Origin of the sequence: Aurantiacibacter odishensis (assembly GCF_003605195.1) — a bacterium.
Lineage (GTDB): Bacteria > Pseudomonadota > Alphaproteobacteria > Sphingomonadales > Sphingomonadaceae > Alteraurantiacibacter > Alteraurantiacibacter odishensis.
Genome location: NZ_QYOS01000018.1, coordinates 69,671 through 89,228 on the forward strand (window position 1 = coordinate 69,671; position 19,558 = coordinate 89,228).

Genomic DNA, 19,558 nt, shown 5'->3' on the forward strand with positions numbered 1-19,558 from the left:
AGGTTCAGTATCCTGCTTCAGCGGCAGACACGGGCGGCGCAATCATCCCGCCAGCCATGGGCCAGATGATGTCGTCGGTCACAACGCCCATTTTCATAGGCAACTGGGCGGAAATGAACGCGTGGATCACGTTGGGCGCAGCGCGCCCGTCATATTCGGTGACGTAAACGCTATTCGCGAGATCGGCATCGTCGGTCTGCCAGCTGATCAGCTCGCAGGTGTCGGTGACTACCTCGGGATCGCCGACCTGCCCGAATTCGTCGAAGCTCACGCGGTAATGCTTGCCCAGCGGCACCGAACCCTCGGCAATCGGGCCATTCAGGACGTAAGCGTCCATCGCGCCAGTATCGTCGGGAGGCAGCACCAGCGGGATGTAGCTGACCGAATGGGTCGAGCCCACCGCCGCAGGTTCGCCCTCAAGGCAATAGCCGGCGTCGGGCGCGGCGATAACCGCGCGCGGTGCAACGTATTTCGCGCGGGCCATTTGTAGCGCCGTGCCGGAAAGCGCAGGTTCGGAACCCGCGTCGTGCAGAGTTTCGCTGAGGATTTCACCCTGCGTGACCTCGTATTCCGCCAGTGCGAAGAGATCGGCCTGCGTTCCATCACCGCGCGCGGCGACGAGGACGACATTCCAGACGCCCAGTGAATCTTCGGAAGGGAAAGCGACCGCTCCGCGATAGCCATCGCCGAATTCGGCACCTGTCATGCCGAGATACTGCATCTGGGCAGCAGCGCTGGCTTCCTGCATTTCGATCAGTTGCCGCGCGGTCGCCTCCGCCACGCGGGCTGCGGCCACCCTCTCTGCCAGGTCGGCGGGCATGGCATTCTGCGCTGCGACCGGCGCAGCGAGAGTGATGGTGGCGGCAAGAAAAAGGGTGCGGATCATGCGGTCTCCAGGCGAATCGTTCGCCCGGAGACTAGGCATTTTAATGTGAATGGGAACGGACCCGACCGGTCCATCCGGATCAGGACGCCTTGGCGACCTGCTTTTCGTCCATCAACTGCTGAAGCTCACCGGCTTCAAACATTTCCATCATGATGTCGCTGCCGCCGACAAACTCGCCCTTCACGTAGAGTTGCGGGATCGTGGGCCAGTCCGAATAGGCCTTGATGCCCTGGCGGATTTCCATGTCCTGCAGCACGTCAACACTGTCAAAAGCGACGCCGCAGTGGTCGAGGATCGACACGGCGCGGTTGGAAAAACCGCACTGCGGGAAAAGCGGAGTGCCCTTCATGAAAAGCACGACGTCGGCATCGCCGACGATCTTGGCAATGCGCTCGTTGGTATTGGCGTTCGTATCGGTCATCTGTCCCACCGGGAATTGCTAAAAACTGTCAGGCCTCAGTTGGGAACGCTGGTATGCAGTTGCAAGGCGTGAAGCTCGCCGCCCATGCGATCGCCCAGCGCGGCAAACACCATCTTGTGCTGCTGCACGCGATTCTTCCCTGCGAATTCGGCAGAGGTTACGCGGGCGAGCCAGTGGTCGTTATCATCCACCAGCGCCTCTATCTCCACCGTCGCGTCGGGAATGGCGGCCTTGATGAGCGCTTCGATCTGAGCAGCGGGCATTGGCATCGGATCAGGACTCGCTCATGAATTGGCGACGGGCCTCGATGGCCTTTTCTTCCAGCTTGGCGCGCACCTGCGCCTCATCCACGTCGCAGCCGGCCTGCGTCAGGTCGCCAAGCACCTTGCGGATCACGTCCTCGTCGCCCGCTTCCTCGAAATCGGCCTGGACGACCGCTTTCTTGTAGGCGTCGGTTTCTTCCGGCGTCAGGTCCATCAGACCCGCGGCCCATTCGCCAACCAGCCGGTTCCGGCGCGCGGCGACCTTGAAGGCAGTTTCTTCGTCCATGGCGAACTTGGCTTCTTCGGCGCGTTCGCGGTCCCTGAAATCAGTCATGTGAATCGGTCCTTGTAAGAGAAATCTCGCAATGGATAGCGCGAGCCGCGATCAGGCTGCAACTCCGGTGCCGCGCGCGAGCCAGGGTTTGTCCTTCGTCAGGCGGTTTTCGTAACGCGCAATCACGTCCTCGCGGGTGAGGGTAAGGCCCACCTCGTCCAGCCCCTCCAGCAGGCAGTGCTTGCGGAACGGATCGATCTCGAACGCGAAACGATCCTGGAACGGCGTGGTCACGGTCTGGCTATCGAGGTCGATGGTAACGGGGTCCGTCTTTGCCACCTCCAGCAGGCGATCCACCTGTTCCTGCGGCAGGGCCACGGTGAGAATGCCGTTTTTGAACGCATTGCCTGCGAAGATATCGGAGAAGCTGGGTGCGATCACGGCGCGGATGCCGAGGTCCAGCAAGGCCCATGCCGCATGCTCGCGGCTGGAGCCGCAACCGAAGTTGTCGCCCGCGACAAGGATCGGCGATTCGGCGAATTCCTCGGAGTCGAACACGTTTTCCGGGTTATTGGCGCGCACGGATTCGAAAGCGCCCTGGCCCAGTCCCTCGCGGCTGACCGTCTTCAACCAGCGCGCCGGGATGATCACGTCGGTGTCGACGTTCTTGCGGCCAAACGGAATGGCGCGGCCTTCGACCTGGCGGACTTTCTCCATCAGTCGGTTTCCGGCTTCTCGCCGCTGGGAATCGGGCCGGGCTGGCTCGGCTCGTTCTTCTTCTTGCGACGGTTCACGTAAAGCAGGGCTGCTGCAACGGCGGCGGAGCCGATTGCACCTGCTGCAATCGCGGCGGTCTTGGGGATTTTGTCAGTCATGGTGTTCAAATGCTCTCGGGACGGGAGGGTTGCAAGATTCAGGACAGGAATTGTCGCAATTTTGCCCAGTGCCGCGCCTTTTCCTCGAAAGTCATCACCGCGTGGGCGGGGCTGGAGGAGGGTAGGGCGACCAGGGCGAGATCAAGCTGGGCCAGTTGAGGGCGTGCGGTCTTTTCGGACGCGCGCCCGTTGAACGCTACGGCCTTTAGATCGGGGAGAGTCGCCGCAAGTGAGGGCAGGTCGGTCGCCTCTGCATCGCGAATGTCGGAATCGAGGCTGCCTTTGCGCGTCGCGGACTGGACTGCGTCCCACAGGCCGACCTTGTGCGCGAGCAACGCGTCGAGGCGCTGCCGGTAGGGGAGCGCAACAAGTTCGCTGTCGATCACCTGTTCCATCAGTTTCCAGAAGAGGTTGCGGGGGTGGGCATAGTACTGGCCTGCCTCTAGCGACCTTTCCCCCGGCAGGCTGCCAAGCACCAGCAGCCGAGTTTCCGGGCGGACGACGGCCGCAAAGGATTGCTTACGCGGGCTCACGCGTCAATTCGCGCACGTCGGTGAGACGGCCAGTCACGGCAGCGGCCGCAGCCATGGCGGGCGAGACGAGGTGTGTGCGAGCGCCTGGACCCTGCCGGCCCACGAAATTGCGATTGCTGGTTGAGGCGGAGCGTTCTCCTGCGGGAACTTTGTCCGGGTTCATGCCGAGGCAGGCAGAGCAGCCCGGCTCGCGCCATTCCAGGCCCGCCTCGGTGAAAACCTTGTCCAGACCTTCCGCCTCGGCCTGCATCTTTACGAGGCCGGAGCCGGGGACCACGATGCCCCACCTGATGTTCGGATGCTTCTTGCGACCGCGCAGCACTTCGGCCGCGGCGCGCAGGTCCTCGATGCGGCTGTTGGTGCACGAACCGATGAAGATGTTCTGCACTTCCACGTCCTGCATCCGGGTGCCGGGTTCGAGGCCCATGTATTCGAGGCTGCCGCGGGCGGCTTCCTGCTTCGAGGGATCGGCGAAATCTTCCGGCGCCGGCACGACGCCGCCGATGCTCACCACGTCCTCCGGGCTGGTGCCCCAGGTTACGGAAGGTTCGACATCGCGTGCGTCGATCACCACGGACTTGTCGAAGGTCGCATCGGGATCGGTGTAGAGCGTCTTCCAGTAGGCGACGGCATCGTCCCATTCGTCTGCCGTGGGCGCAAAAGGGCGGCCCTTGATGTAGGCGAAGGTCGTCTCGTCCGGCGCGATCAGGCCGCCGCGTGCGCCACCCTCGATGCTCATGTTGCAGACCGTCAGGCGCGATTCGATGCTCATCTCCTCGAACACCGTGCCCCGGTATTCGATCACGTGGCCGGTGCCGCCCGCCGTCCCGATCACGCCGATGATGTGCATGATCAGGTCCTTGGCGGTGACGCCAAGGCCGAGTTCTCCTTCAACGCGCACTTCCATCGTCTTCGAGGGGCGAAGCAGCAGCGTCTGCGTGGCGAGCACGTGCTCCACCTCGCTGGTGCCGATACCAAAGGCCCATGCGCCAAGGCCGCCGTGGCAGGCGGTGTGGCTGTCGCCGCAGACGATGGTCGTTCCGGGCAGGGAGAAACCCTGTTCGGGGCCGACGACGTGGACAATGCCCTGCTGCTGCGCCGTCGCATCGAAATAGCGGATGCCGAAGTGGGGCGCGTTGCGCTCCAGCGCGGCGAGCTGTTCGCGGCTTTCCTTGTCGGCGATGGGCACGCGATTACCCTGCGCATCCAGCCGGGGGGTGGTGGGCAGGTTATGGTCGGGAACGGCCAGGGTAAGCTCGGGATGGCGCACCGTCCGGCCATTCATCCGCAACGCCTCGAACGCCTGCGGGCTGGTGACTTCGTGCACCAGATGCCGGTCGATGAAGATCAGGCAGGTGCCGTCGTCGCGGCGCTCTATCACGTGGGCGTCGAAAATCTTTTCGTAGAGGGTGCGTGGCTTGCTGGACATGGGCGGCAGATAGCGCGCGGGGACAATTCCGCCAAGATTTACGAGAAAACGGTTTCTGCTGTCTTGGAAATTTAAGATTTCACGCCTAACTTACACTTATGTCAGCCAATGCGCCTCCCAAGTCCTTCGCGATTCCGATCAAGATCCTGCCCGATGATATCGATTTCATGGGGCACGTGAACAATTCACGCTACCTGAACTGGGTGCAAGACGTGGTGCTGCAGCACTGGCAGAAACTCGCTCCGGCAGAGGAAGTGGCGAGCAAGGCTTGGGTCGCGATCAAGCACGAGATCACCTATCGCCGCCCGGCGTTCCTCGATGACGACGTGATTGCGGAGACCGTGCTGGAGCGGATCAAGGGCGCGCGCAGCTTCTATAACACCGTGATTCGCCGCGGGGAGGAAGTGCTGGCGGAAGTCCAGTCCATGTGGTGCTGCATCGACAGCAAGACCCATCGCCCCGCTCGCATCGATCAGGACGTGGCAGAGCGCTGCTTCGGCATCGCGCGGAATCTCTGAGCGGGCGGAACTGCTCATCTCCAGAGACATGGACCACGGGACGCATTTGCCTGCGCCTGAAATTGGCCTAAGGCCCACCACGATGAGCCAGCACACGCCAGTGATCGCGCGCGCCGCGCAGGCGGGCATCGGCCTTGGCCTTGCGGCGCTGATCTTCGCGGCCTGGCTGGCCTTGCACATCTACGCGATTTTCGTATTCGAACTCACTTGGAGCAACGTTCCGCTGGCGCTTGTCATCGCGGCGGTTCAGTGCTGGCTGTCGGTCGGGCTGTTCATCATCAGCCACGATGCCATGCACGGCTCCCTCGCGCCCGGAATGCCGCGCCTTAACGGTGCCATCGGCGGCGGATTGCTGTTCCTCTACGCAGGCTTCGGCTGGCGCCGGATGCGGGACGCGCATTTCGATCACCACCGCCATCCCGGCAGCGAGAGCGATCCGGATTTCGACCACGCCAACCCGCGCAGCTTCTGGCGCTGGTATTACACCTTTCTCACTCGCTACTTCGGCTGGCAGTCGGTCCTGTACGTTTCCACCATTGTCACGATCTACTGGCTGGTGGTGGGCGTGCCCATGGCGCAGATCGTGCTGGTGTTCGGCCTGCCTGCCATCGCATCGAGCATGCAGCTGTTCTATTTCGGCACCTATCGCCCGCATCGCCACCGCGCAGACGGCTTTGCCGACCGGCACAACGCTCGGTCCGACGCCTTTTCGCCCCTTGTCAGCCTCGCAACCTGTTTCCATTTCGGGTATCATCACGAGCATCACAGGTTTCCGCAGACGCCGTGGTGGGCGCTGCCGAGTTGCCGCCGCGGGCTTGCGGAACCCAAACGGAGCTGAGCAATGAGTGTAGCCGAGATCGTCCTCACCGTAATCGGGGCGGTCGTGTTCATGGAAGCGTTTGCCTGGTGGGCGCACAAGTATGTCATGCACGGCTGGGGCTGGGCATGGCACCGCGATCACCACGAACCGCACGACAACGTGCTGGAAAAGAACGACCTGTTCGCGGTCGTTTTCGGCAGCATCGTGATCGTCATGTTCATCGTGGGCTATTTCGTGTCGGACTTCCTCTGGTGGTTCGCGCTCGGCATCACGGTCTACGGCCTCATCTACACGCTGATCCACGATGGCCTTGTCCACCAGCGGTACTTCAACTGGGTGCCCAAGCGCGGCTATGCCAAGCGGCTGGTGCAGGCGCACAAGCTGCACCACGCCACCGTGGGGAAAGAGGGCGGGGTGAGCTTTGGCTTCGTTTTCGCACGAGATCCCGCCAGGCTGAAGGCCGAATTGCGCCGCCAGCGCGAAGCGGGCATTGCCGTGGTGCGCGAGAGTGCCGGGGCCTGAACCGGCGTTTCGTCAGGGCGCGCGCTGCTCCGGCACCTGTAGCAACCGCTTTTTCAGCGTTCGCGTGGCCAGCCAGACCAGCAGCACGACCGGCACGGTGATGATCGCCAACGCCATTTCGGCATCGAATCCGGCCCAATTGTGCGCTGCGCCTTTCAGCACGTAGCCGACCAGGCCGATCAGGTAATAGCTGAGCGCTACCACCGACAAGCCCTCCACCAGTTGTTGCAGGCGTAGCTGCATCCGCGTGCTGCGATCCATCGAGCGCAGCAGTTCCGCGTTCTGGTTCTCGATCCGCGTGCTGATGCGGGCGCGCAGCATGCTTGCGGCACCCTCCGCCCGCTCGGAGAGGCTGCGCTGGCGTTCCCGCACGGCGGCGCAGGTACGGATGGCGGGCAGGAAACGGCGGTGGGTGAAGTCCACGAGGGAGGCATAGCCGTCTATCGGCGTGACACGCAGCTGGTCCAGCCGCTCGTTCACAAGCTGCGCGTAGGCATCCGTGGCGCTGAGCCGATAATCGATGGAATTGGCGATTGCGTTCAGTTCGGCGCTGTAGGCTGAAAGTTCGTCGAGCAGCATATCGTCTTTCGCCTCGTCCCCGGCAATCCGCTCGGCAACGGCGGACAGTTTCATGCCCACCGCGTCCAGCCGGGGCCAAGCCTCCTGCGCTGTCGGCAAGCCCAGCAGGGCGCGGTTGCGGTAATTTCCGAGGTCCTGAAGGCGCTGCACCAGCCGGCTGAAATCGCGCAGGTCCATCCCGTTAGCCGCGACGAGCAGTTTCCCGAACCCGTCGTCCTTGAGGCGAAAATCGCCCCACATCCGCGCGGCACCGCCGAAGTTGCAGGAAATCAACTCCGAGCGCAGCAGGTCGAGCGAGGGGAGAAGGCGATTGGCCACCTTGTCGTTGGCGACCACCATGATCTTCGTCGCGCGCATTACTTGTCCGGGCAGGCCCTGCGCCCACCCGAGCGCCTGCGCCACATGCTTGGGCGGCGTGTCGGCAATCAGGTCGTTTTCGGAAATGTTTCTGATGAAAAGGGCTATGCTGCTGCCCTCGCTGTGCTTTTCCCACGACACTTCCACGTCGTCGGATATAAAGCCGGAGCGGTGCGTGGGCGTATTGCCTTCCGCATGGGCAGGAGAGACGCGATCGAGGTGTTCGGCTTCCTCGCCGCGTTCTTCTGGCGCAACGATCAGCACCCACTGGATGACAAGCGACGGGACCGAAAGCACGGGCCACCGCCGCAGGTGCATCTCCGACACCACCTGTTTCCGCAATTCGTGGTCGCGCATACCGGCCCCCCGATGTCACAGGGGGCGAGCATGGCGCACGCCGCGAGTGGGCGCAATCTCTAACGCGTGGTTTAGGGCTTAGCGTGCGTAGTTCACGTAGAGGCCGTGAATCAGCCCGGGAATGAAGCCGAGCAAGGTCAGCACGAGGTTCAGCAGCGTTGTGCCGCCGAGGCCGTGTTTGGCTGCAACGCCCAGCGGCGGCAGCAGGATCGTGGCGATAAGGATAAGAATAGACATTCGGGGTCTCCTGAAAAACTAACCCCCTCCGTTTGCCCATTCAACGGCCTGGCCGGTCTCGCGTTCCGGGACGGTGGTTAGTCCTGTGCGATGCGTGCCGCGTGTTCCTGCACCAGCGCGATCATGTTGGGCACGCCCTGTGTGCGGTTGGAGGACAACTGGTTCTTCAGGTCGAACGGGGCCAGCGCGCCCGCGATATCCATCTTCGCCACTTCTGCGGCGGGCTTGTCCTGCACGGTGGAAATCACCAGTGCAACGATGCCCTTCGTGATCGCAGCGTTGCTGTCGGCGAGGAAATGCAGCTTGTCGGCCTCCGTCGTGGGATAGACCCAGACCTGCGCCGAACAGCCGCGCACCAGCGTGGCGTCGGTTTTCAGGGCAGCGGGCATTTCGTCCAGCTCGCGGCCCAGCTCGATCAGCAGACGATAGCGTTCGTCGCCTTCGAGGAATTCGTATTCTTCCTGGATGTCTTCAAGTGTGCGCATGGCGAGGCATGTAGTGCCTCGGCGTCAGAGGTCCACCCCGTTGGCGATGGCTTCCAGCTTGCGGATGCGTTCCTTCAGGTCGGCAATCTCGATCCGCGCCATGCCTTCGCGGGATCCACCTTCCATTTCGGGCGGCACGCGGTTCATCTCCAGCTCACGGTTCTTGAGGGCGAGCCAGCCCTGCCAGCCCATCAGGACAGAGGCGGTCAGCATGGCCAGCGCAAGCAGGGCGCTGGCGGCGATCAACAGGTCGATTTGCGTCATTTGGTCCTCCCTGCGGTGGCAGCAACGATTACTCGTCGCGCAGCTTCTCGATTTCTTCGGCCGTGCGGCGGGCCGGATCGGTGGCGATGCGTTCGAGCACTTTTACCCGTTCGCGCAACTGCTCCACTTCTTCCTGCAATTCGGCTTCGCGGCGCGTGGAGGCGATGGGGTCGCCCCTGTTATCGCGGACGATGCCTTCCTTCGCATCCTGCGTCCGCTTCCAGACGGCATAGGCCACGCCGACCAGCACCAGCAGGAAGATCATTGTCCCCAAACTCACGATATTCTCTCCTCCCGCGCCGTTCGATCGGCGCGCAATTCCTCGATCTGGCGGGTCAGGTCCGCGCCGGGATCGGTCACGATACGCTCCAGCACGCGCAAGCGGTCTTCCATGTCCTCGGCCATCTGGCGCTGGCCGCCGGCCTGCTGAGCCTTGGCCTCCTCGATGCGGGCCTTGATTTCCAGCTTGCGCTCCTCGTGCTGCTGCACGCGCTGGTTGATCACAAAGGCGAACGGCAGGATCAGCATCAGCAGGCAGAGGATGAAGCCGAAGATCAGCATCAGGTCACCGTCCATCAGTTGGTTTCCTTCCCGTCGCGGCGCAGGCTCTCGATCTCGTGGGTCAGGTGATAGCCGCTGTCGGTGACGATGCGCTCCACATTGGCGAGGCGATCCTTCAGCGATCCGAGTTCGGCCTGCAGCGCGGCGTTTTCCTGGCTCAGTAGTTTCACCCGCTCAACGGCCTGGTCGTTCTTGGGATAGACGGCCTTGCCCCAGCTGTTTTCCAGCGGATAGCCGTGCTTCATTCGCATCCAGGTGTTTATCACCCAGCCTGCGGTCATGATGGCGACACCGGCGATCACGGTGGTCTCGGTAATCAGTTCCATCAGACCTTTTCCTTCTTTCCGAGATCGAGTTGCACGCCTGTGCCGTTATCATGAGAATGTGGCCTGTCGCGCAGCGCCTCGATCTCTTCCGCGACGGTGTATCCCTTGTCGGTGACAATGCGTTCCAGCACGATCATGCGGTCCTCCATACGCTCCACGACGTCGCGCAGCTGCTGGTTCTGTTCGCGAAGCTTCTTCGCCTCTTCAGTGTCGGCGCGCTCGGATTTTCCGAACAGCTCATCTTCAAGCGGATATCCGTGCCTGGCGCGAATCCAGTTGTTGATCAGCCAGCCAAGCGTCGAGATGACGACAAGCAGAACAACGAACATCGGGCCTCCCCAGTCCATCATGCGTTCTCCTTTTTCGCGAAGTCCAGCGTTACGCCGCTGCCCGCCTCGTCCACGGCGCGCTGATCGCGCAGGGCCTCGATCTGCGTGGCCACGTCGTATCCCTTGTCGGTCACGATGCGCTCCAGCACGCGGACCCGGTCCTCCAGTTGCTGCACGCTGCTGGCGTACTGTGCGGCGCGCTCTGCGGTGTTCTGCGCGGTGGCATCGACCTGGAGCTGCGCGACCTTTTCCTTGTGCTTGGCCCAGATGGCGGTGATCGGAATGCCGCAGCCCATGATGATGGCCACGATCGGTATCAATTCACCCATTGCTTGCGTCCCCCTTTTACCTTGTGTGGTTCGCGCCCCTCAGCGCAGTCGTTCGATTTCCTGCGACAGGCGCGGATTGGCGGAGACGTAGTAGGTTTCCACGTCGGCCAGGCGGCGGTCGATATCCTTCATGCGGGCCCGGATTTCACGCGCGGTGCGCTTGGGGCTCTGCCGCACGCGCTGCCAGTACTGCGTCTCGTCGGGCGCGGTGTAGAGGTGCGCGGGCTTCTTGCTCAGCAGGAAACCGGCGATGATGTACATGGGGATGGTCAACCCGCTGACGGCGAAGGTCAGGAAGATCGCGGCAAGGCGGACCCAGATTGCCTGGATGCCGGTGTAATCTGCAATGCCTGCGCAAACACCCAGCAGCTTGCCGTTCATGCTATCGCGATAAAGCGTCGTGCGGGGGGTGTTCATGCGTGGTCTCCCTTCTTCTCGGCGAGCAGTTCCTCCAGCTCGCGCAGCGGTACGTTGTCGACGGCCTTGTCGTGGCGAATACGGGCGGGCTCGAAGTCAGGGTTGTCGGCAGCGACGAGGCGTTCGACCGTGTCCATCCGTTCGTCCAGCCGCTTGGCCAGCTGGTAGAGTTCCTCCAGCAGCGCCTCGTCATCGGTGGTGATGGTGGCGGCCGTCTTCCACTTCGTTACGTAGTGCAGCACCACCCACGGCAGGCCGATGAAAATGGCCGGTATGATGATGAGTTCTTCCACGGTTATTCCCCTTCGTTCTTCTTTTCAGCGGCGCTGCCCTTGCCGAGTGCGCGCTTCATTTCCTCCAGTTCGTCGTCGACCTTGTCACCGCCTTCGAGAGCGGCAAATTCGTCGGCGAGCGACATCTTGTCCTGCGCGATGTTGAGCGCATCGGCGCGGCCTTCGGCGTAGTCGACGCGGCGTTCGAGCTGGTCGAAACGGGCGTGCGCCTCGTCCACCCGGTCGCTGGTCATCAGGCTCCGCAGCTTCACGCGGTTCTCTGCGCTTTCGAGGCGGGCAGAGATCTGGCTCTGGCGGCTGCGGGCTTCGCGCAGGCGGTTCTGCAGCTTGGCAATGTCCTGCTCGTAGGCGCGCAGCGCGTCGTCCAGCACGGCGATCTCCTGCTTCAGCTGGTCGCAGGTGTCGGATGCCTTGCGCTTTTCGATCAGCGCGGCGCGGGCCAGGTCTTCGCGGTCCTTGGACAGGGCCAGCTGTGCCTTTTCCGCCCAGTCGGCCTGCAGCCGTTCCAGCTTCACGGTGTGGCGGTGCATTTCCTTCTGGTCGGCAATCGTACGCGCCGCGCTTGCGCGAACTTCCACCAGCGTCTCCTCCATTTCGAGGATGATCATGCGGATCATCTTCGAAGGATCGTCGGCCTGATCGAGAAGCTCGTTGAAATTGGCGGCGATGATATCACGCGTGCGAGAGAAAATGCCCATCAAGGGTCCTCCGATATTAAGCGAGTTGCCGGTTGGCGTCGGGCTTGTGCGGATACGCTCTATCTCCTGATCGAGACGAGAGCCAATCCGCTTCGTGCCACGCGCCAGCGGCGCCAAAGGGTTGCGGTTGTTGTCGGTCACGCCAGTTCCACCAGCGGGGTGCCGACCAGCATGGTCTCGGACCCGGCAGTCGGCAGCATTCCGGCGAAGATCGTGAACGCGACCATCGCAGCGATGCTGACCAGTGCGGCCTGGCCCAGTTGGCTGCTGAAGAAGCGGCGATCGAACATTGGTGTTTCCTCCTAAACCCTTTCTAACCGATGAATTGCAACAGGCGTGCCAAACCTGCCGAATCGCTGTTTTCTGCGGATTTTCAGAAAGGTGAAGAAAACTGGTTTGGTCCCTATTGCCAAGACTTGGGAAAAATAACTATATTTTGGTCATGGAGCGTGACAATCAGTTCATCGGCCAGTCCGGCGCCTTTCTCGACGCGGTGGAGCGGGCCAGTCGCGCCGCCCCCATGGCAAGGCCCGTACTCGTAATCGGCGAACGGGGGACCGGCAAGGAGCTGATTGCCGAACGCCTACACCGCCTGTCAGACCGGTGGGAGGAGCCGCTGGTCACCATGAATTGCGCCGCTCTTCCCGAAACGCTGATCGAAGCCGAACTTTTCGGCCACGAACAGGGCGCCTTCACCGGCGCTACCAGAGCGCGCGAGGGTCGGTTCGAGGAAGCCGACCGAGGCACGTTATTTCTCGACGAACTGGGTACGCTGTCGATGGGCGCGCAGGAGCGGCTGCTGCGCGCGGTCGAATACGGTGAGGTGACGCGCATCGGTGCGAGCCGCCCGACGCGCGTCGACGTGCGCATCGTCGCCGCCACCAACGAGGACCTGCCGCGCAGGGCGGAGGAGGGCACCTTTCGCGCCGACCTGCTCGACCGGCTCAGCTTCGAGGTGATTACCCTGCCGCCGCTGCGTGTGCGCGAAGGCGATATCCCGGTGCTGGCCGACTATTTCGGACGGCGCATGGCGGCGGAACTGGGTTGGGAAGAATGGCCCGGCTTTGCCGATCACGTCGCGCAGCGGATGGAGGACCATCCCTGGCCAGGCAACGTGCGCGAACTGCGTAACGTCGTCGAGCGCGCGGTCTATCGCTGGGACAACTGGGACCACCCCATCGGCGAAGTCATTCTCGATCCGTTCGATTCGCCGTGGAAGCCGTTGCCGGTGTCGGGGTCGCAATCGGGCAAGCGGGAGAGTGAGAGCGTACGACGGGAGGCTCGTCCGGCCAGTCCGCAATACGACAAAGTCGACGATCTTCGGGCAGCGGTGGACGCGCACGAGAAGGCGATTGTGGAGCATGCGCTGGGCGCCAATCGCTGGAACCAGCGCCAGACGGCAAAGGCGCTCGGCCTCACCTACGACCAGTTGCGCCATGCCATCAAGAAGCACGGCTTGACGGAATAGCGGGTGCCCGGGCCGGGGCGGGCCTTGGTGACCCCGTGTTAAGCAGGACTTAGGAACTCTTCTTTAAGCAGAATTGCGCAGGCGCCGGTAACGCGATCTTTGCCTTGTGTTGCAAGGCTGCAAGGCCGGGTCGCGCCAACAAGCTTTCGAGATGGATATCATGCCGCAACCCGCAATTCCCATTCCCGATCGGCCGAGTATCCGCCGCCCCACGACTCGTCGCGGCCGGAAATCGATCGGCATGAGCGCGCTTGTGCTGTTTGCCTCGATTGCAGTCGTCGGCGGCTGGGGGATCGACGGGTTCCGGGCCGGCGACGAAGCTGATGAAGCCGGGGCACAGATAATCTTCGAGGGCGGTGCACCCTTGCGCGATGCAGGGCAGGGGCAAGTCAACGACGATGGCCCGGCTGCCTTTGCCGAAGACGATTACGTCGTCGGCACCTACGGCGATCCGGTCAACGAGCTTTACGCGAGCGATGACAATGGCGGCTGGGGCGACAGCTTTCGCGAACCGAGCAGCCAGCGCACGCCGAGCATCACACGAGGCGCCCTGGCGGACTAGCTGGCAAGGCTTGCCGCTTTTCTTTTGTGGCCTTTTGCTTTGATGTTGCCTTTCTGGGCGGCTGAGCCTACATAGCCGCCATCCCGACATTGTCGTGACTCTGAAGGGCTGGCGCTGAGAGGGGCCGGCAGCAAACCGCTTTGTCCGCAATGATGGGCTGATTGATGGAGAACCACTTGGCCGATATTGCGCGCCTTACCGAAGTGATCGAACCTGAAGCCAAGGCTCTGGGCTTCGAACTCGTGCGCGTGAAGATGACCGGTTCGGGTGACGAGCGCACCCTGCAGATCATGGCCGAGGACCCTGCCACCGGACAACTGGTGGTGGAACAGTGCATGGATCTCTCCCGTCGCATTTCCGACCGCATCGACGAAGTCGAGGAAGGTGGCGAGGAACTGGTGCAGGGTGCCTACCACCTCGAAGTGAGCAGCCCCGGCATCGACCGTCCGCTGACCCGGCCGAAGGATTACGCCGACTGGGCAGGGCACGAAGCAAAGATTGCCCTGGCTGACAAGATCGACGGGCATCGCAGCCTCAAGGGCGAACTCGTCGGAATCGAAGGCGACGTGGTCACCATCGAGGACAGAAAGGCCGGCCGTGTTGCCGTGCCGCTGGACAAGATTCATTCCGCCCAGCTCGTCTTTACCGACAAGCTGATGGCAGCAACCCGCCCGCTCGACATGAGCGGCGTCGAAGACATCGAAGAACTCGAACAGGAAGAAGAAGAGGCACAAGACTGATGGCCAGCCCAATGTCTGCCAACAAGGCTGAACTGCTTGCGATCGCCAACGCCGTTGCGTCGGAGAAGATGATCGACAAGAGCATCGTGATCGAAGCTCTGGAAGAAGCGATCCAGAAAGCCGCGCGTGCGCGTTTCGGCCAGGAGAACGATATCCGCGCCCGGCTCGACCCGCAAACCGGTGACCTGCGCCTGTGGCGCGTGGTCGAGGTGGTCGAGGAAGTGGACGACTACTTCAAGCAGGTGGACGTGGAACAGGCCCAGAAGCTGGAGCCGGGTTCCGCCGTGGGTGACTTCATCGTCGATCCGCTGCCCGCCATGGACGACCTTGGCCGCATCGACGCGCAGAGCGCGAAGCAGGTGATCTTCCAGAAGGTCCGCGATGCCGAGCGTGAGCGCCAGTACGAGGAATTCAAGGACCGCGCCGGTGAAGTCATCACCGGTGTGATCAAGTCGGTCGAATTCGGCCACGTGATCGTGAACCTCGGCCGTGCCGAGGGCGTGATCCGCCGCGACCAGCAGATTCCCCGCGAAGCCGCCCGCGTGGGCGAGCGCGTGCGTGCGCTGATCAGCAAGGTGGAGCGCAACAACCGCGGGCCGCAGATCTTCCTCAGCCGCGCGCATCCCGATTTCATGCGCAAGCTTTTCGCGCAGGAAGTGCCCGAGATCTACGACGGCATTATCGAGATCAAGGCCGCTGCCCGCGATCCGGGCAGCCGCGCCAAGATCGGCGTGATCAGCCACGATTCCTCCATCGACCCGGTCGGCGCCTGCGTCGGCATGAAGGGCAGCCGCGTGCAGGCCGTGGTGCAGGAACTGCAGGGCGAGAAGATCGACATCATTCCCTGGAGCGAGGACACCGCGACTTTCGTGGTCAACGCCCTCCAGCCCGCCACCGTCAGCCGCGTGGTGCTGGACGAGGAAGAAAGCCGCATCGAAGTTGTGGTGCCGGACGATCAGCTTTCGCTGGCCATCGGTCGCCGCGGCCAGAACGTGCGTCTCGCCAGCCAGCTGACCGACAGTCAGATCGACATCATGACTGAGGAAGAAGCCTCGGAGAAGCGCAGCAAGGAATTCTCCGCGCGCTCCAAGATGTTCGAGGAAGAGCTGGACGTCGACGAAACGCTCTCGCAGCTGCTGGTGGCCGAAGGCTTCGCCGAGCTGGAGGAAGTGGCCTACGTGCAGCTTGAAGAACTCGCCACCATCGAAGGTTTCGACGAGGAACTGGCCGAGGAACTTCAGAGCCGTGCGCAGGAAGCGCTCGAGCGCCAGGAAGCCGCGCACCGCGAAGCGCGCCGCGAACTCGGCGTGGACGATGCGCTTGCCGAACTGCCGCATCTCTCCGAGGAAATGCTAGTGGTGCTGGGCAAGGCCGGGATCAAGGATCTGGACGATCTGGCCGATCTCGCCACCGACGAACTGATCGCCAAGAAGCGCGAGGCTCCGCGTCGCCGCAACAACGATGCCGGCCCGCCGTTGCGTCGCCCGCAGCGCGAGCAGGACAAGGGTGGTGTGCTGGGTGCCTTCGGTCTGACCGAAGAGCAGGGCAACGAGATCATCATGGCCGCCCGCGCGCACTGGTTCGAGGACGAAGAGCCCGCCAGCGAGGCTCCGGCCCAAGCAGAGGAGGCCGCCGATGCGGAATCCTCGCAATGACACATTAGGTTCGCCTAAAACCGAAGCCGATGCCTCGCCTGAAAAGGGGAGCGAGCGTCGCTGCGTGCTGACCGGACGAACGTCGGCGCGCGACGATCTCGTGCGCCTTGCGGTCTCACCAGATGGCGACGTGCTGCCCGATGCCCTGGCAAAGGCGCCGGGACGGGGCGCGTGGATCGGTGTTTCGAAAGCCGAACTCACAGACGCCATGGCCAGCGGAAAGCTGAAGGCCGCGTTGTCGCGTGCCTTCAAGACCGGCGCGCTCGATGTGCCGGAAGACTTGCCTACACGCATCGAATCCGCGCTGAAAAAGGCCGTGCTGGAAAGACTGGGCCTCGAAATGCGCAGCGGACGCCTTATCTTGGGGTCCGACCGTATCGCGAACGAAGCGCGGATGGGGGCAGTAGCTGCCCTGTATCACGCAGCGGATGCGAAAGAGGACGGCTGCCGCAAGCTGGATCAGGCGTGGCGCGTCGGCCTCGATGAGGAAGGGTCCGGAAGGAAAGGCGAACGCCTGCCTCTGGACCGGGAGGCCCTGTCTGTGGCATTGGGCCGCGACAATGTCGTCCACCTGGCGCTTGCCGATGCCAGATCGGCGCAGCGGATTGCCATTCCGTTGGGGCGTCTGCAGACCTTTCTGGGGGCCGCCGACGCGGTGGCCGAAACGTAACCTCGCCGGGTGGCGGACCAAGCTTCCCGGAGACAGGGAAGCGTGACTGTTTGATTTTGAAGGACTAATACGAGCACATGAGCGAAGAGAACGAAACCCCGAAACGCACCCGCAAACCGCTTGGACTGAAGCGGGCTGTGGAGTCCGGGGAAGTCAAGCAGACCTTCAGCCACGGCCGCACCAACAAGGTGGCGGTCGAGGTGAAGCGTCGTCGCAAGCTCGTGAAGCCGGGTGAGGAGCCCGCGCCGACGCCTGCACCTGCGCCCGAGCCGGCGCCAGAGGCGAAGAAGCCCGAACCCGCGCCCGCGCCCGCGCCGAAGAAGCCTGTGCCCAGGAAGCCCGCCGCCAGCGATGAAACTCCTCAGGAACGCGTTGCTCGCATGCAGCGCGAGGCCGAGGAAGAGCGCCTGAAGATGGCCGAAGAGAACCGCAAGCGCGAGGAAGAGCAGGCCAAGCAGGCTGCCGAAGACGAAAAGAAGCGCGCCGAGGAAAAGAAGAAGGCGGAAGAAGAAGCCGCCAAGCAGAGCAAGGCCGAGAAGGAAGCTGCCGCCAACGCCGAGGCCGAAGCGCCTGCCTCCGAGCCCGAAGCTACGCCTGAGGAAGAAACGGCCAAGGCTCCGAGCCCGCGTAAGTTCACGCCTGTCGCCCGTCCCGAGCCCAAGCGCCCGGAGAAGAAGAAGGACGACAAGAAGGCAGCCCGCCCCGAACGTGGCGGCGCGCCCGGCGGTGGCGGAGCCGACAAGCGCCGCTCCGGCAAGCTGACCGTCAACAAGGCGCTGAACGAGGACGAGGGTCGCCGCGCCCGCAGCCTCGCCGCGCTGAAGCGTGCGCGCGAGAAGGAACGCCGTGCCCAGGGCGGCGGCTCCAGCCAGCCGCGCGAGAAGCAGGTTCGCGACGTGATCGTGCCGGAAGCCATCACCGTGGGTGAACTGGCCAAGCGCATGGGCGAGAAGGGTGCCGACCTCGTGAAGGAACTCTTCAACCTCGACATGATGGTGACGGTGAACCAGACCATCGATCAGGACACGGCGGAGCTGCTGGTCGAGCAATTCGGCCACAACATCCAGAAGGTTTCCGAAAGCGATGTCGACATTTCCGCCGAGGAAGATGTTGATCCCGAGGAAACCATGAAGCCGCGCCCGCCGGTGGTGGCGGTGATGGGTCACGTCGATCACGGCAAGACCAGCCTGCTCGATGCCCTGCGCAAAACCAATGTCACGCGTGGCGAAGCGGGCGGCATCACCCAGCACATCGGGGCCTACCAGGTCACCACGAAGGACAAGTCGAAGATTACTTTCCTCGACACGCCGGGCCACGCCGCTTTCAGCGAAATGCGTGCGCGCGGTGCCAATGTCACCGATATCGTGGTGCTGGTGGTGGCGGCCGACGATGGCATCATGCCGCAGACGATCGAGGCCATCAATCACGCCAAGGCGGCGAACGTGCCGATGATCGTGGCGATCAACAAGATCGACAAGCCCGAGGCCAACGCCCAGAACATCCGCAACCGCCTGCTCGAACACGAGGTTATCGTGGAAGAGATGAGCGGCGACGTGCAGGACGTGGAAGTGTCGGCGAAGGAAGGCACCGGCCTCGAGGAACTGATCGAGAAGATCAACCTGCAGGCCGAACTGATGGAGCTGAAGGCCCGTCCGGACCGCGATGCCGAGGCGACCGTGGTGGAAGCACAGCTGGACAAGGGCCGCGGCCCGGTTGCCACCGTGCTGATCAACCGCGGCACGCTGAAGCGCGGCGACACCTTCGTTGTCGGCACACAGAGCGGCAAGGTCCGCGCGCTGATCAACGACCAGGGCAAGCAGGTGAAGGAAGCCGGGCCGTCGGTTCCGGTGGAAGTGCTGGGCCTGTCCGGCGTTCCTTCGGCCGGTGACATGCTGACCGTTGTCGAGAACGAACAGCGTGCCCGTGAAGTGGCGCAGTATCGTCAGGAAAAGGCGACCGAGAAGCGCACCGCTCTCGCGCCGACCAGCTTCGACACCATGTTCAACAAGTCGAACGTGATCGAATGGCCGGTGGTGGTGAAGGCCGACGTGCAGGGTTCTGTCGAGGCAATTACCTCGGCGCTGCACAACCTGTCGAACGACGATATCAAGGTGCGCGTGCTGCACGCAGGCGTGGGTGCCATCACCGAGACCGACGTGCAGCTTGCCGCGGGTTCGAAGGCTCCGATCATCGGTTTCAACGTGCGTCCCAATGCCAAGGCACGCGAACTGGTGAAGCGCGATGGCGTGCGCATGATGTATCACGATGTGATCTATCACCTGACCGACGAGATCACCAAGGAGCTGCTGGGCGAACTCGGCCCGCTCAAGGTGGAAAACGTGGTCGGCCGCGCCGAGGTCAAGCAGGTGTTCCCTGCCGGCAAGCGCGACAAGGCCGCCGGTCTGCTGGTGGAAGAAGGCGTCATCCGCAAGGGTCTGCACGCCCGTCTCACCCGCGACGACGTTATCGTCTCGGCAACCGTCATCCAGTCGCTGCGGCGCTTCAAGGACGACGTGGACGAAGTCCGCGCGGGCCTCGAATGCGGCGTGGTTCTGGAAGACACCAACGACATCAAGGCTGGCGACCAGCTGGAAGTGTACGAGGTGAAGGAAGAAGAGCGCACGCTCTGATAGCGGCTGTGGCCCCGGCGAAAGTCGGGGCCCTGCCTGCCAAGTTCAACCGCCTTCCGG

30 protein-coding genes are annotated in these 19,558 nt (G+C 63.1%); 9 read left to right on the forward strand and 21 right to left on the reverse strand.

Features of this window, described 5'->3' with window-relative positions:
• Window positions 1–4 precede the first annotated feature (4 nt).
• The 8 genes from D4Q51_RS01750 to leuC all read right to left on the reverse strand — a co-directional run bounded on the left by D4Q51_RS01750 (window position 5) and on the right by leuC (window position 4,681).
• Window positions 5–886 (reverse strand): hypothetical protein, encoded by an 882-nt coding sequence (locus tag D4Q51_RS01750; RefSeq protein ID WP_120075998.1) that lies wholly within the window; start codon window positions 884–886, stop codon window positions 5–7.
• A 79-nt stretch (window positions 887–965) separates the two neighbouring features.
• Complete coding sequence (grxD, locus tag D4Q51_RS01755) at window positions 966–1,307, reverse strand: Grx4 family monothiol glutaredoxin (RefSeq protein ID WP_120076000.1); 342 nt, start codon at window positions 1,305–1,307, stop codon at window positions 966–968.
• Between the two features lie 35 nt (window positions 1,308–1,342).
• Complete coding sequence (locus D4Q51_RS01760) at window positions 1,343–1,576, reverse strand: BolA/IbaG family iron-sulfur metabolism protein (RefSeq protein WP_162925094.1); 234 nt, start codon at window positions 1,574–1,576, stop codon at window positions 1,343–1,345.
• A gap of 4 nt (window positions 1,577–1,580) precedes the next feature.
• Window positions 1,581–1,904, reverse strand: a complete 324-nt coding sequence (locus D4Q51_RS01765) for a DUF1476 domain-containing protein (RefSeq protein WP_120076005.1) — start codon at window positions 1,902–1,904, stop codon at window positions 1,581–1,583.
• Between the two features lie 51 nt (window positions 1,905–1,955).
• Complete coding sequence (gene leuD, locus D4Q51_RS01770) at window positions 1,956–2,561, reverse strand: 3-isopropylmalate dehydratase small subunit (RefSeq protein WP_120076007.1); 606 nt, start codon at window positions 2,559–2,561, stop codon at window positions 1,956–1,958.
• A complete protein-coding gene (locus D4Q51_RS01775) occupies window positions 2,561–2,719 on the reverse strand; it encodes an LPXTG cell wall anchor domain-containing protein (RefSeq protein WP_120076009.1) in 159 nt (52 codons plus the stop codon). The genes leuD and D4Q51_RS01775 overlap by 1 nt, the downstream gene beginning before the upstream one ends.
• Window positions 2,720–2,757: 38 nt before the next feature.
• Window positions 2,758–3,252: a DNA-deoxyinosine glycosylase gene (locus D4Q51_RS01780; protein ID WP_120076011.1), complete on the reverse strand. Its 495-nt coding sequence runs from the start codon at window positions 3,250–3,252 to the stop codon at window positions 2,758–2,760.
• A complete protein-coding gene (gene leuC, locus D4Q51_RS01785; protein ID WP_120076013.1) occupies window positions 3,239–4,681 on the reverse strand; it encodes a 3-isopropylmalate dehydratase large subunit in 1,443 nt (480 codons plus the stop codon). The genes D4Q51_RS01780 and leuC overlap by 14 nt, the downstream gene beginning before the upstream one ends.
• A gap of 98 nt (window positions 4,682–4,779) precedes the next feature.
• On the opposite strand from leuC, the gene D4Q51_RS01790 reads away from it, so the two are divergent.
• From D4Q51_RS01790 to D4Q51_RS01800, 3 genes are all read left to right on the forward strand, one after another.
• Window positions 4,780–5,199, forward strand: a complete 420-nt coding sequence (locus D4Q51_RS01790; protein WP_120076015.1) for an acyl-CoA thioesterase — start codon at window positions 4,780–4,782, stop codon at window positions 5,197–5,199.
• 82 nt (window positions 5,200–5,281) lie between these two features.
• Window positions 5,282–6,037, forward strand: a complete 756-nt coding sequence (locus tag D4Q51_RS01795; RefSeq protein WP_120076017.1) for a fatty acid desaturase — start codon at window positions 5,282–5,284, stop codon at window positions 6,035–6,037.
• 3 nt (window positions 6,038–6,040) lie between these two features.
• Window positions 6,041–6,541 carry a sterol desaturase family protein gene (locus D4Q51_RS01800; RefSeq protein ID WP_120076020.1) on the forward strand — a complete coding sequence of 167 codons (501 nt, stop codon included), beginning with the start codon at window positions 6,041–6,043 and terminating at the stop codon, window positions 6,539–6,541.
• A gap of 12 nt (window positions 6,542–6,553) precedes the next feature.
• Here the strand turns inward: D4Q51_RS01800 and D4Q51_RS01805 are convergent, their stop codons facing one another.
• The 13 genes from D4Q51_RS01805 to D4Q51_RS15595 all read right to left on the reverse strand — a co-directional run bounded on the left by D4Q51_RS01805 (window position 6,554) and on the right by D4Q51_RS15595 (window position 12,063).
• Entirely contained in the window at window positions 6,554–7,834 is a 1,281-nt protein-coding gene (locus D4Q51_RS01805) for a DUF3422 family protein (RefSeq protein WP_120076022.1), read from the reverse strand.
• A gap of 78 nt (window positions 7,835–7,912) precedes the next feature.
• A complete protein-coding gene (locus D4Q51_RS01810; protein ID WP_120076024.1) occupies window positions 7,913–8,071 on the reverse strand; it encodes a YqaE/Pmp3 family membrane protein in 159 nt (52 codons plus the stop codon).
• A 77-nt stretch (window positions 8,072–8,148) separates the two neighbouring features.
• On the reverse strand, window positions 8,149–8,556 hold the full coding sequence (locus D4Q51_RS01815; RefSeq protein ID WP_120076026.1) for a SufE family protein: 408 nt from the start codon (window positions 8,554–8,556) through the stop codon (window positions 8,149–8,151).
• Window positions 8,557–8,580: 24 nt separating this feature from the next.
• Window positions 8,581–8,820: a hypothetical protein gene (locus D4Q51_RS01820; protein ID WP_120076028.1), complete on the reverse strand. Its 240-nt coding sequence runs from the start codon at window positions 8,818–8,820 to the stop codon at window positions 8,581–8,583.
• Window positions 8,821–8,848: 28 nt separating this feature from the next.
• Entirely contained in the window at window positions 8,849–9,100 is a 252-nt protein-coding gene (locus tag D4Q51_RS01825; protein ID WP_162925095.1) for a hypothetical protein, read from the reverse strand.
• Window positions 9,097–9,396 carry a hypothetical protein gene (locus D4Q51_RS01830; protein WP_120076032.1) on the reverse strand — a complete coding sequence of 100 codons (300 nt, stop codon included), beginning with the start codon at window positions 9,394–9,396 and terminating at the stop codon, window positions 9,097–9,099. Before D4Q51_RS01830 ends, D4Q51_RS01825 begins: the two co-directional genes overlap by 4 nt.
• Window positions 9,396–9,707, reverse strand: a complete 312-nt coding sequence (locus tag D4Q51_RS01835) for a hypothetical protein (protein WP_120076034.1) — start codon at window positions 9,705–9,707, stop codon at window positions 9,396–9,398. Before D4Q51_RS01835 ends, D4Q51_RS01830 begins: the two co-directional genes overlap by 1 nt.
• On the reverse strand, window positions 9,707–10,057 hold the full coding sequence (locus D4Q51_RS01840) for a hypothetical protein (RefSeq protein WP_338068444.1): 351 nt from the start codon (window positions 10,055–10,057) through the stop codon (window positions 9,707–9,709). Before D4Q51_RS01840 ends, D4Q51_RS01835 begins: the two co-directional genes overlap by 1 nt.
• Window positions 10,054–10,365, reverse strand: a complete 312-nt coding sequence (locus D4Q51_RS01845; RefSeq protein ID WP_120076036.1) for a hypothetical protein — start codon at window positions 10,363–10,365, stop codon at window positions 10,054–10,056. Before D4Q51_RS01845 ends, D4Q51_RS01840 begins: the two co-directional genes overlap by 4 nt.
• Before the next feature lie 39 nt (window positions 10,366–10,404).
• Window positions 10,405–10,782: an envelope stress response membrane protein PspC gene (gene pspC / locus D4Q51_RS01850; protein WP_120076039.1), complete on the reverse strand. Its 378-nt coding sequence runs from the start codon at window positions 10,780–10,782 to the stop codon at window positions 10,405–10,407.
• Window positions 10,779–11,075, reverse strand: coding sequence for an envelope stress response membrane protein PspB (gene pspB, locus D4Q51_RS01855; RefSeq protein WP_120076041.1), 297 nt, complete (start codon window positions 11,073–11,075; stop codon window positions 10,779–10,781). The genes pspC and pspB overlap by 4 nt, the downstream gene beginning before the upstream one ends.
• A gap of 2 nt (window positions 11,076–11,077) precedes the next feature.
• Window positions 11,078–11,914 carry a phage shock protein PspA gene (gene pspA / locus D4Q51_RS01860; protein ID WP_420807521.1) on the reverse strand — a complete coding sequence of 279 codons (837 nt, stop codon included), beginning with the start codon at window positions 11,912–11,914 and terminating at the stop codon, window positions 11,078–11,080.
• Window positions 11,911–12,063, reverse strand: a complete 153-nt coding sequence (locus D4Q51_RS15595) for a hypothetical protein (RefSeq protein ID WP_162925096.1) — start codon at window positions 12,061–12,063, stop codon at window positions 11,911–11,913. Before D4Q51_RS15595 ends, pspA begins: the two co-directional genes overlap by 4 nt.
• Window positions 12,064–12,215: 152 nt before the next feature.
• On the opposite strand from D4Q51_RS15595, the gene pspF reads away from it, so the two are divergent.
• From pspF to infB, 6 genes are all read left to right on the forward strand, one after another.
• A complete protein-coding gene (gene pspF / locus D4Q51_RS01865) occupies window positions 12,216–13,241 on the forward strand; it encodes a phage shock protein operon transcriptional activator (protein WP_120076046.1) in 1,026 nt (341 codons plus the stop codon).
• Window positions 13,242–13,482: 241 nt separating this feature from the next.
• Complete coding sequence (locus tag D4Q51_RS01870) at window positions 13,483–13,803, forward strand: hypothetical protein (RefSeq protein WP_162925097.1); 321 nt, start codon at window positions 13,483–13,485, stop codon at window positions 13,801–13,803.
• Between the two features lie 176 nt (window positions 13,804–13,979).
• Window positions 13,980–14,543, forward strand: coding sequence for a ribosome maturation protein RimP (gene rimP / locus D4Q51_RS01875; RefSeq protein WP_120076097.1), 564 nt, complete (start codon window positions 13,980–13,982; stop codon window positions 14,541–14,543).
• Window positions 14,543–16,198: a transcription termination factor NusA gene (gene nusA, locus D4Q51_RS01880; RefSeq protein WP_120076050.1), complete on the forward strand. Its 1,656-nt coding sequence runs from the start codon at window positions 14,543–14,545 to the stop codon at window positions 16,196–16,198. The genes rimP and nusA overlap by 1 nt, the downstream gene beginning before the upstream one ends.
• Window positions 16,179–16,868 carry a DUF448 domain-containing protein gene (locus D4Q51_RS01885; protein WP_120076052.1) on the forward strand — a complete coding sequence of 230 codons (690 nt, stop codon included), beginning with the start codon at window positions 16,179–16,181 and terminating at the stop codon, window positions 16,866–16,868. The genes nusA and D4Q51_RS01885 overlap by 20 nt, the downstream gene beginning before the upstream one ends.
• 77 nt (window positions 16,869–16,945) lie before the next feature.
• Window positions 16,946–19,498 (forward strand): translation initiation factor IF-2, encoded by a 2,553-nt coding sequence (gene infB / locus D4Q51_RS01890; RefSeq protein WP_120076054.1) that lies wholly within the window; start codon window positions 16,946–16,948, stop codon window positions 19,496–19,498.
• The last annotated feature ends 60 nt before the right edge of the window (window positions 19,499–19,558 follow it).